Origin of the sequence: Fibrella aestuarina BUZ 2 (genome assembly GCF_000331105.1) — a bacterium.
Classification (GTDB): Bacteria; Bacteroidota; Bacteroidia; order Cytophagales; family Spirosomataceae; genus Fibrella; species Fibrella aestuarina.
This window is the reverse complement of the sequence record NC_020054.1, coordinates 2,898,510-2,912,407: the sequence shown is the minus strand read 5'-3', so window position 1 is coordinate 2,912,407 and position 13,898 is coordinate 2,898,510. Positions and strand designations below refer to the sequence as shown.

Annotated in this window: 6 protein-coding genes; all 6 read left to right on the top strand. The window is 55.8% G+C overall.

Features of this window, described 5'->3' with window-relative positions; translation table 11 throughout:
* Window position 1 precedes the first annotated feature (1 nt).
* The 6 genes from FAES_RS11895 to FAES_RS11870 all read left to right on the top strand — a co-directional run bounded on the left by FAES_RS11895 (window position 2) and on the right by FAES_RS11870 (window position 13,779).
* Window positions 2-1,033: a DUF5627 domain-containing protein gene (locus tag FAES_RS11895; RefSeq protein ID WP_015331456.1), complete on the top strand. Its 1,032-nt coding sequence runs from the start codon at window positions 2-4 to the stop codon at window positions 1,031-1,033.
* Between the two features lie 25 nt (window positions 1,034-1,058).
* A complete protein-coding gene (locus tag FAES_RS11890; RefSeq protein WP_015331455.1) occupies window positions 1,059-2,735 on the top strand; it encodes an endo-1,4-beta-xylanase in 1,677 nt (558 codons plus the stop codon).
* Window positions 2,736-2,969: 234 nt separating this feature from the next.
* On the top strand, window positions 2,970-7,010 hold the full coding sequence (locus tag FAES_RS11885) for a hybrid sensor histidine kinase/response regulator transcription factor (RefSeq protein WP_015331454.1): 4,041 nt from the start codon (window positions 2,970-2,972) through the stop codon (window positions 7,008-7,010).
* A gap of 195 nt (window positions 7,011-7,205) precedes the next feature.
* Complete coding sequence (locus FAES_RS11880; RefSeq protein ID WP_015331453.1) at window positions 7,206-9,671, top strand: glycosyl hydrolase family 95 catalytic domain-containing protein; 2,466 nt, start codon at window positions 7,206-7,208, stop codon at window positions 9,669-9,671.
* Window positions 9,672-9,717: 46 nt separating this feature from the next.
* On the top strand, window positions 9,718-11,394 hold the full coding sequence (locus FAES_RS11875; protein ID WP_041257807.1) for a glycoside hydrolase family 43 protein: 1,677 nt from the start codon (window positions 9,718-9,720) through the stop codon (window positions 11,392-11,394).
* 165 nt (window positions 11,395-11,559) lie between these two features.
* Window positions 11,560-13,779, top strand: coding sequence for a glycoside hydrolase family 127 protein (locus FAES_RS11870; protein ID WP_374755362.1), 2,220 nt, complete (start codon window positions 11,560-11,562; stop codon window positions 13,777-13,779).
* The last annotated feature ends 119 nt before the right edge of the window (window positions 13,780-13,898 follow it).

The window sequence follows — 13,898 nt, the reverse complement described above, 5'->3', positions numbered from 1 at the left end:
GGTGAAGAAACTACATACGCTCTTATTACTGGCAGCCACGGCATTTCTGGGGTCCTGCAAGAACGATGAATGGGTTTTCCCAGACTTCGAGTATACCACGGTCTATTTCGCGTATCAGTCACCCGTGCGCACGATCACGCTGGGCGAAGACCTCTACGATACCTCACTCGACAACGCCCGCAAGTGCAAAATCATGGCTACCAAAGGCGGGGCCTACACCAACAAAACCGACATCACCGTCGATATCAACGTCGATAATTCCCTGTGCGACCGGCTGTCGTTTGGGGCTAATGGCCAGAAGGTGTTGCCCATGCCCGCCAACTACTACAGCCTGGCGGCCAACCAGATCGTCATCCCCAAAGGCAGCATCACCGGCGGGGTGGAAGTGCAGCTGACCGACGCCTTTTTCGCCGACCCGGCCGCCATCAAAAACACCTACGTGATCCCGGTGGTAATGAGCAAGGTGCAGAACGCCGACTCGCTGCTGCGCGGAAAAACCACGCTGGCCTCACCCCGCCGCACGGTGGGCAGCGACTGGGACATTACCCCCAAAGACTACATCCTCTACGCGGTGAAGTATGTGAACCCCTGGCATGCCACGTACCTGCGCCGGGGTAAGGATGTGATCACCGGGAAAGGCGGCAACACGGCCATCAACAAGACGCTGGTGCGCCGCGGGGCTTACATCGAAAACGGGGAAGTCTGCAACCTGACCACCCGCTCGCTGCAACAGGTGGTCTTTACGAATGCCATCAAAGGCACCGATGGAACAGACATGCCCTTTCGGCTCATCATGAAGTTCGACGAGGTCAACCATTGCACCATCACGACCGATGCCACCAACTATACCGTCAAGGGAACCGGGCAGTTTGTGAAGCGGGGCGACCTCAAAAGCTGGGGCAATCAGGACCGCGACGTGCTGTACCTCAACTACGAGGTCGACTTCAACAACGCCCACCTCACCACCACCGACACCCTGGTGGTGCGCAACCGGGGCGTCGTTGCCGAAACGTTTATTCCGGTCTACCAGTAAACCACCCTCAACCTCGTTAAACCGAATGACATCCTTGAAAACGATCACCCTGCTGACGCTCCTCACCGCGCTGTCGGCAGCCTGTCGGCCCGATACAAGCGAGTTTGTGCTGGCAAAGCCCGAAAGCGTAGCCACCCAGGAGGTGGTCAACAAGTACGCGGCCCTGAAGACGTACCTGAACCCGGCCAACACCCCCAACTTCAAGCTGGGCGCGGGCGTGGCTCTTTCTGACTACCTGGCGCAGGGCGTGGCGTACCGCATGATCAACAGCAATTTCAACGACATCACGCTCGGGTATGAGATGAAGCACGGGGCCGTTGTAAAGGCCGACGGTAAGCTCGACCTGACCAACGTGACCAACCTGCTGAAGGCGGCGCAGGCGGCGGGCGTCAGCGTGTATGGGCATACGCTCGCCTGGCACGCCAACCAGAACGCGGCTTACCTCAACAGCCTGCTGCTGACCGGCGTCGACTTTGACCCGACTGACAAGCGTGTCAACTACGCTAACGGCTCGTTTGAGCAGAATCAGACCGGCTGGAACTCGTGGGGCGGCAACAGCACCCGCGACGTCATCAACACGGGGCTGGTCGGCACCAAGAGCCTCCGGTTCACGCACACGTCGAAGGCCAACGCCTGGGACGCGCAGATTGCCCTGGATTTCAGCCCCGCTCCCATCCCCGTAGGCGACTACACGCTGTCGTTTTTTGTCCGGTCCGATGCGCCGGGTAAATTCCGCTGCTCAACGGTGGGTACGGGCTCCGACGTGCAGTATCAGCCCGACGTGATCACCTCGACGACCTGGCAGTATGTTGAATGGGACATCAAATCAGCCGGTACCCTTTCGGCGCTTCGCTACGATATGGGCACCACGCCCGGTACGTATTACCTCGACGAAGTGCGGCTGAACCCCAAGTCGACGCTCTACAAAAAACCCGTCATTCTCCAGTTGAACGCGGATGAAAAAGCCCGCATTATCGGGGGCGCGCTCGACAAGTGGATTTCGGAGATGGTCACCCAGACCAAATCGTACGTGAAAGCCTGGAACGTCGTCAACGAGCCGATGGACGACGCCAAACCCAACACGCTGAAAACCGCAGCGGGCCGCGCCAAAATCGCCACCGATGAGTTTTTCTGGCAGGATTATTTGGGCAAAGACTACGCCGTACGCGCTTTCAAGCAGGCGCGGCAGTCGGGCAACCCCAATGATGTGCTGTTCATCAACGACTACAACCTCGAATATGACCTCGACAAGTGCCGGGGCCTGATCGAGTACGTGAACTACATCGAAAGCAAGGGCGCCACCGTCGACGGGATCGGCACGCAGCTGCACATGAGCCTGGACACCAAACGGGAAAACATCGACCAGATGTTCAAGCTGCTGGCGGCCACCGGCAAGCTGATCAAGATTTCCGAAATGGACATCAGCATCGGCAACGGCATCAAAACGGCGGCTACTACCCCGGCTCAGTACAAGGCACAGGCCGACCTGTATGAGTACGTGATCAAAAAATACATGGAGCTGGTACCGGCCAAACAGCGCTACGGCATCACGATGTGGAGCCCGATGGACAGCGCCGACGGGGCTGCGTGGCGGGCGGGTGAGCCCATTGGCCTCTGGAGACGCGACTACAGCCGCAAACAGGCCTACGGTGGTTTCGCCAATGGGCTGGCGGGCCGCGATGTCAGCGTTGAGTTCAAATAAGCGCCAACGTACCTGGCGTACAGGCAAATGCTTGCCGTTTTTCGTCATTCTGCCTTGTTGGCGGGGTGACGAAAAACGTCGTTTTACCCCATCACGACCGATTTATCCGGTTGGGGTAAGGTATAAAATCGACTAAATGGCATATACAGGCGGGCACCCTTTGGGTAGACTGGCAGGCGGGCCAGGCAATCCGCTCAGGCGGCACCCCAGCCGAAGACACTCGACGTAACGTACATGATTGGTAAACGCTTGTTCCTTCTTCTTTGCCTGTGGTGGCCGGGTCTCGCCTTGAGCCAGTCGGGCAAGCTTTTCACGGTCGAGACGGGCTTGTCGGGCAGCCTCGTCACCGACATCCATCAGGATCAGCACGGGTTCATCTGGGTAGCCACCGAAGATGGCCTTAACCGCTTCGACGGCATCAAGTTCACCGTCTACCGGCACGATAAGAAAGACACGTCCAGTCTGTTGAACAATCAGATACACGCGCTCTTTGCCGACAGAAGTGGCCGTATGTACGTCGGCTCAATCGAAGGGCTACAGTACTACGACCCGGCCACCGACCGCTTTCACAACATACCGCTCATTCTGCCCAATGGCCGGGCCGTCAGTGCCAACGTATCGACGATCTGCCAGCGCAAGAATGGGGATGTGCTGGTGGGTACGTCGGGCCACGGCACGTTCCGCCTCAGCCGCACGGGCAACCGGCTGGCGGGTCAGAAAATCCAGACCAACGCCCCCAGTGAACTGATTCTCAAGCTACTGGAAGACAACGAGCAGAACCTCTGGGTGTCTACCGAAGACAAAGGGCTATACCGATTCAGCAAGCAGTCGGTCAGCTCTTACTTCGTCTCGAAAAAGTCGCAGAACAACGTCATCAGCAGCATCTGCCAGGACAGCTACGGACGGCTGTTTGTGGGGAATATGAGCAGTGGCCTGTACCGCTACGACCCGGCCCGCCAGACGTTCGTGGCGATCCCCTACAACGGCCACACCGACCTGCCGGTCGTGGATCTGCTCGTCAATCAGAACAACCAGATCGTGGTGGCCACCAGCGGTAAAGGGATGAAGTATTTCGATCCGGTTTCCAACACCATTCTGGACCTCGAGGCAGGTGTCACCAGCTTTGATTTTTCGCGCTCCAAGGTCAACACCATGCTCGAAGATCGGGCCGGCAACATCTGGATCGGCATCTACCAGAAAGGGTTGCTGCTGCTGGCCGGCAACACCAACCGGTTTGGCTACATCGGCTACAAATCCGTCAGCCGGAAAGCCATCGGGTCGAGCGCCGTCATGGCCCTCACCCAGGACAGCCGGGGCACCGTGTGGGTTGGTACCGACAGCGACGGCCTGTATGCCCTCCCTCCCGCCGGGAGCGCCAGCGTGCATTACCGCACCGACAAGGAGGGCGGCACGGCGCCGTCCAACATCCTGGCGATTCACGAAGACTCCCAGCAAACGCTCTGGCTGGGATCCTACCTCAGCGGCCTTTCGCGGTTTGATCGGAACACCGGCCAAAGCACCTACATCACTAAACTGGTCGACAAACGCGGCGACAACGTGCAGCGCGTGTTCAGCATTCAGGAAGATACCCGGCAGCGGTTGTGGATCGGCACGATGGGCTCCGGCATTTTCCGGATGGACCTGCGGTCGGGTGCCGTCAAAAACTACGACGCCCTGCCGGGCAACCTCTACCGGCCCGAATACAATTACATTCCCAACAGCTGGGTCAATTGCCTGCTGGTTACCAAAGACCACAAACTGTTTATCGGCACCTTCGACGGGCTCGGTTGCCTCGACCTCGACACAGAGAACTTCGTATCGACACTCGGCACCAACCGACTGCTGGCGGGTATCGTCGTGTACTCGCTCTTCGAAGACAACAAGGGCAACCTGTGGATCGGGACGTCGCAGGGTCTGAAAAAGATGAACCGCGCCACGAAGGCCATGACGTCGTTCGACACCGATCATGGGCTGCCCAGCAACCGAATCTGGGCCATCCGGGGGGATAAAATGGGCGACCTCTGGCTCAGCACCAACCGGGGGCTGTCGAAGATGGATGGGAAGACCAACACCTTCACCAACTTCTATTCGTCGGATGGCCTCCAGGGCAACGAATTCAGCCGGGGGGCGTCGCTGATCAGTAGCAGCGGCGAGTTATACTTTGGGGGCGTCAATGGTATTTCCTACTTCAAGCCCGACGAGATCCGCGTGGCCAACAAACGCCTGACGGTGCAGATTGTCGATCTGTTTATTCGTGACAAACCCGTCAAAAAAGGCACGCAGTCGGGCCGGTTTCAGGTCGTCGATACAACCGTTACGGACGCCACCGAATTCAATCTGGCGCACCACGACAATTCGTTTACGCTCGAGTTTTCGACGCTGGATTTCATCGATGCCGAGCGGGTGGCCTACCAGTATTCCATCAACGGAAACGTGTGGGAAGCATTACGGCCGGGATCAAACCGCTTAACCTTCGACAACCTGTCGCCGGGCCAGTATAAATTTCGGTTACGGGCAAAATTCAACAACGATCTATCTGAAATCCGCCAGGCAACGGTTATTGTTCATCCCGTATGGTATTTATCCGATTGGTCTTTACTTTTTTACGCCCTGCTAATTGGTTTATTTGGCCTTTATATGGCCCGAACCAGCAGGCACCGACGGCGGGTAAAAGCCGAGCTTATGGCGCACCTGCGGCAGGAAGAAATCAACGAAGCCAAACTCCAGTTTTTCATCAATATTGCCCACGAAATACGCACCCCATTGACCTTGGTGGTTAGTCCGCTGCAAAAACTCATCAACAGTGATCAGCATGAAGAACGCAGCCACCTCTACACCATCATGGGGCGTAACACAAAGCGAATTCTGGATCTGGTCAATCAGTTGATGGATATTCGTAAAATTGAAAAAGGGCAAATGACCTTACAGCTCAGTCGTGTAGAAATGAGCGGGTTTACCAACGAAATTTGTCAGCTTTTTGACGAGCAGATTCAGGCCAAACAAATTCAGTTTCGGCTCGACGTACCGGCCGAGCCAATTTATGCCCGCGTCGATCCCCATAATTTCGATAAAGTGTTGATCAACGTGCTGTCCAACGCCTTCAAATTCACCCCGGCCGGTGGACAGATCCGGGTTGTTCTGGAGGTAAAACGGACAGACGACCAAGCCGAGTTGCTCATCGCCATCGACGATTCGGGGCAGTGCATCAATGAGCAGGAGACCGAGCGGATCTTCGATTGCTTCTACCAGTCGGAAGACCACCGGGGCTACAATCCGCAGGGCACGGGGATTGGCCTGCACCTGGTCAAGCAGTTGGTCGAGCTACACGGTGGCCGCATCAGGGCCGAAAACATGGACCCGATCGGGTGCCGTTTCCTGATCACGCTGCCGATAGAATCCGTTGTGTATGAGTCGCTTACCCCACTACCTGAGCTACCCACCGGTCAGCCTCAACGGCTTGCCCCCGCCGACGACGAGCCGACGGGCACCAAACCCCGGCGGAAGGCCCGGCGGGTCGTCGTGGCCGACGATGACAGCGAAATCTGTACTTACCTCACCGAAGAGTTGTCGGATGAGTATACGGTGTTCGCCTACGCCAACGGAGAAGATGCCTACAAAGGCATTCTGAAAGAAAAGCCCGACCTGGTGGTTAGTGACGTGATGATGCCGGTGATGGATGGCATGACCCTGTGCCGGCGGCTGCGGGCCAATCCGCTGGTCAACCACATCCCCATTATTCTGCTGACGGCCAAAACAGAAGAGTCGAGCAACGCACTGGGCCTTGAATTAGGTGCCGATGCATACATCACCAAACCATTCAATATAGACATCCTGTCCAGGACGATCAAAAGCCTGATTCGGAATCGGCAGATTATTCGAAATAATGAACACGAACAACACTATCAGGAGGAGTTTATTCAGAAAATAAATATCAAATCGTCGGACACGAAACTACTGGAAAAAGTACACTTACTAATCAATAAAAACATAGCCAACCCAGAATTAAGTGTTGAAATGATCGCCAATGAAATTGGTATCAGCCGCGTTCACCTGCACCGAAAACTGAAAGAATTGACCAATTCGACCACGAGGGATTTGATTCGAACAATCCGACTGCGGCAGGCAGCCGAACTCCTGGCGGCGAAAGGCCTGACGGTGTCGGAAGTTGCCTTCGCTACCGGCTTCGCCAATGTCAACAATTTTTCCGTTTCGTTTAAAGAATTATACGGCGTATCACCGGCCCATTATGCTGAACAGCAGCTGATCAAGCACTGACCTCTACGTTAGCCAGGCCCTCAGTATGAACAATACGAAACAGGCAGGTTAGAACTCGCTGGCAAATGGCTTATCTACCCGGTACGGGCGTGGCGACCTTCGGTCATGCATGCCCTGCCGGGGATCGGCTTTTAGTGAGGCCCCATTCAGCACAGACAACTGATTTTTCTTATTCCGCACAGCCGGGAACAGTCCATGAGACAACTCCTCTTCCTTTCTCTTCTCGCCATCACAACGGTCGGCTTCTCGCAAAGCAAACCATCCCTGAAACTCTGGTACAACACGCCGTCCGGACAAACCTGGGAAAACGCCCTGCCGATCGGTAATGGGCGGCTGGGGGCCATGGTGTATGGCAACGTACCCAGAGAGACGATTCAGCTGAACGAACACACGCTCTGGTCGGGCGGGCCCAACCGCAACGATAACCCCGAGGCGCTGGCGTCGTTGCCCGAAATCCGGCAGCTGATCTTCACCAACAAACAGAAAGAAGCCGAAGCCCTGGCCAATAAAACGATCATCACCAAAAAATCGCACGGGCAGATGTTCCAGCCAGTTGGCAGTCTGCACCTGACCTTCGACGGCCACGAGAACTACACCAACTATTACCGGGAACTGGACATCGAGCGCGCCGTGGCGAAAACAACCTACACGGTCGACGGCGTGACCTACACCCGCGAAATTCTGGCGTCGTTGCCCGATCAGGTGCTGGTAATGCAGCTAACGGCCAGTAAGCCCGGCAGGCTGGCGTTTCGGGCGTCGTACGCAACGCCGCAGGCCAAACCGGTGATCAAAACCAATTCGACCAACGAACTGACGATTGCCGGCACAGCCTCGGATCATGACGGGGTGAAAGGTCTGGTGCGATACAAAGGCATTGCCCGGATCAAAACCCAGGGCGGTAGCGTGTCGGCCGACGATTCGACGCTCACAGTGAAGGGCGCCACCACAGCCACGATTTACCTGTCTGTCGCCACGAATTTCATCAAGTACAACGACGTCAGCGGCGACGAAAACGCGCGGGCAGCCACGTACCTGAACAACGCCTTTCCGAAAACCTACGCGGCGATCCTGACCCCACACGTAGCGGCTTACCAGCGCTATTTCAAGCGGGTTTCGTTCGATCTAGGGTCGACTGAAGCCGCCAACCTGCCGACCGACGAACGGCTGAAGAATTTCCGGACGGCCAACGATCCGCAGTTGGTTACGCTCTATTACCAATATGGCCGCTACCTGCTGATTTCATCGTCGCAACCGGGGCGCGACGGCGTGATGGGGCAGCCAGCCAACTTGCAGGGTATCTGGAACAACAAAATGCGGCCACCCTGGGACAGCAAGTATACCATCAACATCAACGCCCAGATGAACTACTGGCCCGCCGAAAAAACGAATCTGGCTGAGCTACACGAACCATTCTTGCAGATGGTCCGCGACCTGTCGGAAACGGGGCAGGAGACGGCGCGGGTCATGTACGGCGCCCGCGGCTGGATGGCGCACCACAACACCGACATCTGGCGGGCCACGGGCGCTATCGACGGGGCTTTCTGGGGTATGTGGATTGCCGGTGGCGGCTGGACCAGCCAACACCTGTGGGAGCACTACCTCTACAGCGGCGACAAGACGTACCTGGCTTCGGTGTACCCGATTCTGAAAGGAGCCGCCCTGTTCTACGCCGATTTTCTGGTAGAGCACCCCACCTACCACTGGCTGGTGGCCAACCCCGGCAGCTCACCCGAAAATGCCCCGAAAGCCCACGGCGGCTCTTCGCTGGATGCCGGCACGACGATGGACAATCAGATTGCGTTCGACGTATTCACCACCACCATCCGCGCCGCCGACATCCTGAAGACAGACGCCGCCTTTGCCGATACGCTGAAGCAACTGCGCAGCAAACTGCCGCCCATGCACGTGGGGCAATACGGGCAGTTGCAGGAGTGGCTGGATGATGTCGACGATCCGAACGATCACCACCGGCACGTGTCGCATCTGTACGGCCTATTCCCGGCGGTGCAGATATCCCCCTATCGAACCCCGGAGCTGTTCAACGCGGCCCGCACGACCCTGACGCATCGGGGCGATGTATCGACAGGCTGGAGCATGGGCTGGAAAGTGAACTGGTGGGCGCGGCTACAGGACGGCAATCACGCCTACACGCTGATTCAGAATCAGTTGACACCACTTGGCGTCACCAAGGAAGGCGGCGGCACGTATAACAACCTGTTCGATGCTCACCCGCCGTTTCAGATCGACGGTAACTTCGGCTGCACGTCGGGCATTACCGAAATGCTCATGCAAAGCGCCGATGGGGCCATCCACCTGCTGCCCGCCCTGCCCGATGTCTGGTCGGCCGGTAGCATTGGTGGCCTGCGGGCCATCGGTGGCTTTGAGGTGGTGAATATGGCGTGGAAAGACGGCAAACTGACGAAGGTCGCCATCAAATCGAACCTCGGCGGTAACCTCCGGCTGCGAACGGCCACCGCCCTGAAAGGCCCCGCCCTGACAGTGGCCTCCGGCCCCAACACCAACCCGTTTTACACAACCGAGACCACGCCCACCCCGATTATCTCCGCCAAAGCCAGCCTGACGGCGCCCGCGCTGACAGAAACCAAGCTGTATGACCTGGCCACGCAGCCGGGTAAAGTATACACGCTGCTGGCGCAGTAACAGGCCAAAAACCGCTACCAAATTGACGTATCTAACAAAAACTCCCATGAGAAACCGCCTTTTCACGGCTCTTTTCGCAACCCTTAGCCAGCTCCTGGTTCACACAAGTTTCGCGCAAACCACGCTAACCAACCCCGTCCTGACTGGTTTTTATCCCGATCCGAGCATTGTTCGGGTGGGGCCTGATTATTATTCGGTGCATTCTACGTTTTCGTATTTCCCGGGATTGCCCATCATGCACAGCCGTGACCTGAAAAACTGGAAGCAAATCGGCAATGTGATCAATCGCCCTTCGCAAATGGAGTTCATGGGTGAGCGAATGACGCGCGGGCTGTTTGCCCCGGCCATTGCGTATTATAAAGGGACATACTACGTGACGTGTACGGATATTGACCATGATGGAAACTTTGTCGTAACAGCCAAAAATCCGGCGGGCCCTTACAGCAATCCGGTAAAAATTCCGCAGGTAAAAGGCATTGACCCCTCCATTTATTTCGATGAAGAAACCGACAAAGCCTACATCATTTACAACAGCGATGCACCCGACCGCAAACCGCTGTATTCGGGCCACCGCACCATCCAGATGTACGAATTCGATTATAAGAAGTTGACGGTGGTCGGCGAAGAAAAACAGTTAGTGAATGGTGGAGTGGATCTCTCGAAAAAACCGGTTTGGATCGAAGGGCCCCACATCTTAAAACACAACGGTTGGTACATTCTGTACGCGGCTGAAGGCGGCACCTCCGTCAACCACTCGCAGGTGGCCCTACGCAGCAAAGATGTTTGGGGGCCTTATGTTCCGTTTGAAGGCAATCCGGTGCTGACACAACGAAACTTACCAGCCGACCGCCCCAACCCGATCACGTCGGCGGGGCACGCTCAATTCATCGAAGGCCCCGATGGCAACTGGTATTCGATTTTCCTGGCGGTACGTCCCTACGAAGGCGATTATTATAACACAGGCCGCGAAATGTTCATTGCGCCGATGACGTGGGTAAACGATTGGCCGATGATCGAACACGGCGAAAAAGCCATTGAATACCAATACAAGACCAACATCAAAGAAGTAAAACAGAAAGGCGCTTTACCGCAAAGCGGCAACTTCGGGTATACGATGACGTTCGACAAAGGACTTGATCTGTCGATGCTTTTTTTGAGAACGGTGGATAGCAGTTCGTTTAAAACGTCAAAGGCTAACGGGCTCACGCTTACACTCAAACCCGAAACAATCTCAGAAGCCGGCAATCCGTCGTTTGTGGGTAAGCGGCAGCAACACTTGTACAGCACGGCCGAAACCGAACTGAGCTTTTCACCAAAATCGGATAATGAAAAAGCAGGCTTGGTGATTTTTCAGGACGAACGCCATTTTTACTTCGCGGCCAAATCGAAAAAAGAAGGTAAAGACGTGATTCAATTGTTCAAGAGCAAAGACAAAATGCTGGAACTGGTAACTGAAGTCCCTCTGAATTCATCCGCTGCGAAAGTAAATTTCAAAATACAGTCGGAAGGGCCCTTGTACAGTTTCTATTATTCGACTGATGGCAAAAACTGGACCTTGTTAAAAGACCAGGTTGACGGCAAGTTTTTGAGCACAAAAGCGGCTAACAGTTTCATAGGCTGCGTGTATGGCCTGTATGCGACGTCATCGGGCGAAAAATCCGCAAATTCGGCCTCGTTCAAATACCTGACATACAAAGGCGACGACCCGATGTATAAGAAGTAGTTTGTCATCCCGACGCGTGAGGGATCTTCGGGTGAGGCGAAAAACCTCCGGCTACCGAAGATCCCTCCTGCGTCGGGGTGACAAAAACACACAACGTTACCCTTGAAAAAGCTCATACTCCCTATCGCCCTCCTCTTTCTGACTAGCGTTTCAGCACTGGCGCAGATGCAGCCGTTTGCTTTGCAGGATGTGAAGCTGACGGGGGGACCATTCAAGAATGCGCAGGACGTTGACCAGCGATATATTCTGGCTCTGAACCCGGATAAACTGCTGGCTCCGTATTTGATCGATGCCGGACTGCCGGTAAAAGCACCACGCTATGGTAACTGGGAAAGCTCGGGGCTTGACGGGCACATCGGTGGGCATTACCTGTCGGCGCTGGCCATGCTATATGCTTCGACCGGGGATGCCGAGCTGAAAAAACGGCTCGATTACATGGTCGATCAGTTGGCGCAGTGTCAGGCGAAAAATGGCAATGGGTACGTGGGTGGCATTCCGCAGGGCAAGGTATTCTGGGAGCGCATCCACAAAGGCGATATCGACGGCAGCAGCTTTGGGCTGAACAACACCTGGGTGCCGCTCTACAACATCCACAAACTATTTGCGGGCCTGCGCGATGCGTATGAGTACGCCGGCAACCAGCAGGCCAAACAGGTACTGATCGGTTTGGGCGACTGGTTTGTTGAGCTGATCAAGCCCTTATCCGACGAGCAGATTCAGCAGGTGTTGCGCACCGAACACGGGGGCATTAACGAAACTTTCGCCGATCTGTATATCCTGACGAACGACAAAAAATACCTCGAAACAGCGCAGCGGATTTCGCACCGGGCCATTCTGGAACCGCTGCTGGCGAAACAGGACAAACTAACCGGCCTGCACGCCAACACGCAGATTCCAAAGGTGATCGGGTTTGAGAAAATTGCCATGCTGGCGGGCAAACCAGACTGGTCGGACGCCGCCACGTATTTCTGGCAAAACGTGTCGCAACACCGCAGCGTGGCCTTCGGCGGCAACAGCGTGCGCGAGCATTTCAACCCGACAACGGATTTTAGCCAGGTGCTGCGGTCGAATCAGGGGCCGGAGACCTGCAACTCGTTCAACATGCTGCGCCTGAGCAAAGCCTTGTTTCTCGATAAAAGCGACGTAACCTACCTTGACTTCTACGAACGGGCGCTCTACAACCACATCCTGTCGAGCCAGCACCCGGAGAAAGGCGGGTTTGTCTATTTCACACCCATTCGGCCTAACCATTACCGGGTGTATTCGCAGCCCGAAACCAGCATGTGGTGTTGCGTAGGATCGGGCATCGAAAACCACACCAAGTACGGTGAACTGATCTATAGCCACTCGGCTAACGACCTGTTTGTCAACCTGTTTATCCCGTCGACGGTTAACTGGGCAGACAAGAACGTCAAGCTGACACAACGCACGGAATTTCCCTACAAGAACGAGTCCGATCTGGTCATCGAGACAACAAAACCACAGGAATTTTCGCTGAATATCCGCTACCCGAAATGGGCCGAGAACCTGGTCGTTCTGGTGAACGGCAAGGCACAGGCCGTTGCCGACGCCCCCGCTGGGTACGTTGCCGTTGCACGAAAATGGAGAGCGGGCGATAAAGTAACCGTTCGGTTCAATACCTCGACGCGGCTGGAGCAACTGCCCGATGGCTCCAACTGGTCGGCTTTCGTACATGGCCCCATCGTGCTGGCTGCTAAAACCTCAACCGCTGATCTGACGGGCCTTTTTGCCGATGATAGCCGGATGGGGCACGAAACGAAGGGTAAATTGTATCCACTCACCGATGCCTACGCGCTTGTGGGTGAACCGGCAACGTACCTGAGCCGACTCAAACCCGCCGACCGGCTGCGTTTCCGGCTGGACTCGCTGACGTTGCAGCCGTTTTACGAGGTGCACGACGCCCGCTACCAGCTGTATTTCCAGACCTTTTCCAACGCGGCTTTTGCCGAACAGCGGGCCCGCCTGAAGCAGCAGGAGGCAACGGCGCTGGCGCTGGAAGCCATCACGGTCGACAAGGTCAATTGCGGTGAACAGCAGCCCGAAGTCGATCATCAGTATAAAGGTGAAAAGAGCGATTCGGGCTACGATGACGAGCAGTTCTGGCGACGAACACGCTCGTTTATCTCGTACCAGTTACAGAATAAAAACGGGGCGGGTAAGTCTATTGCCATTAAGGCTTTAGACGATATTAAACTGGACAACGTACGCTTTCTAATTAACGACAAGCCAGCCGCGATTCTATCGTCAGATGGGAAAACGGTCCGGCTACGAGCAGACGGTCAGCCCGTGATTTCTCTAACGATTACGGCTTCACCTGGCCTAAGCACGCCCCGATTCCATCAAGTCAGACTTGTTACGAACTAACGCATGATTGTCGCCGCTATCGGCTGTTTGCTTTCTTATGGCCGTAAATGTGTCAAAATTACACAATTCAATCTGATGGTTGGGTCGGTCGCATATGGCTCATCAAACCAGGGGCTTGC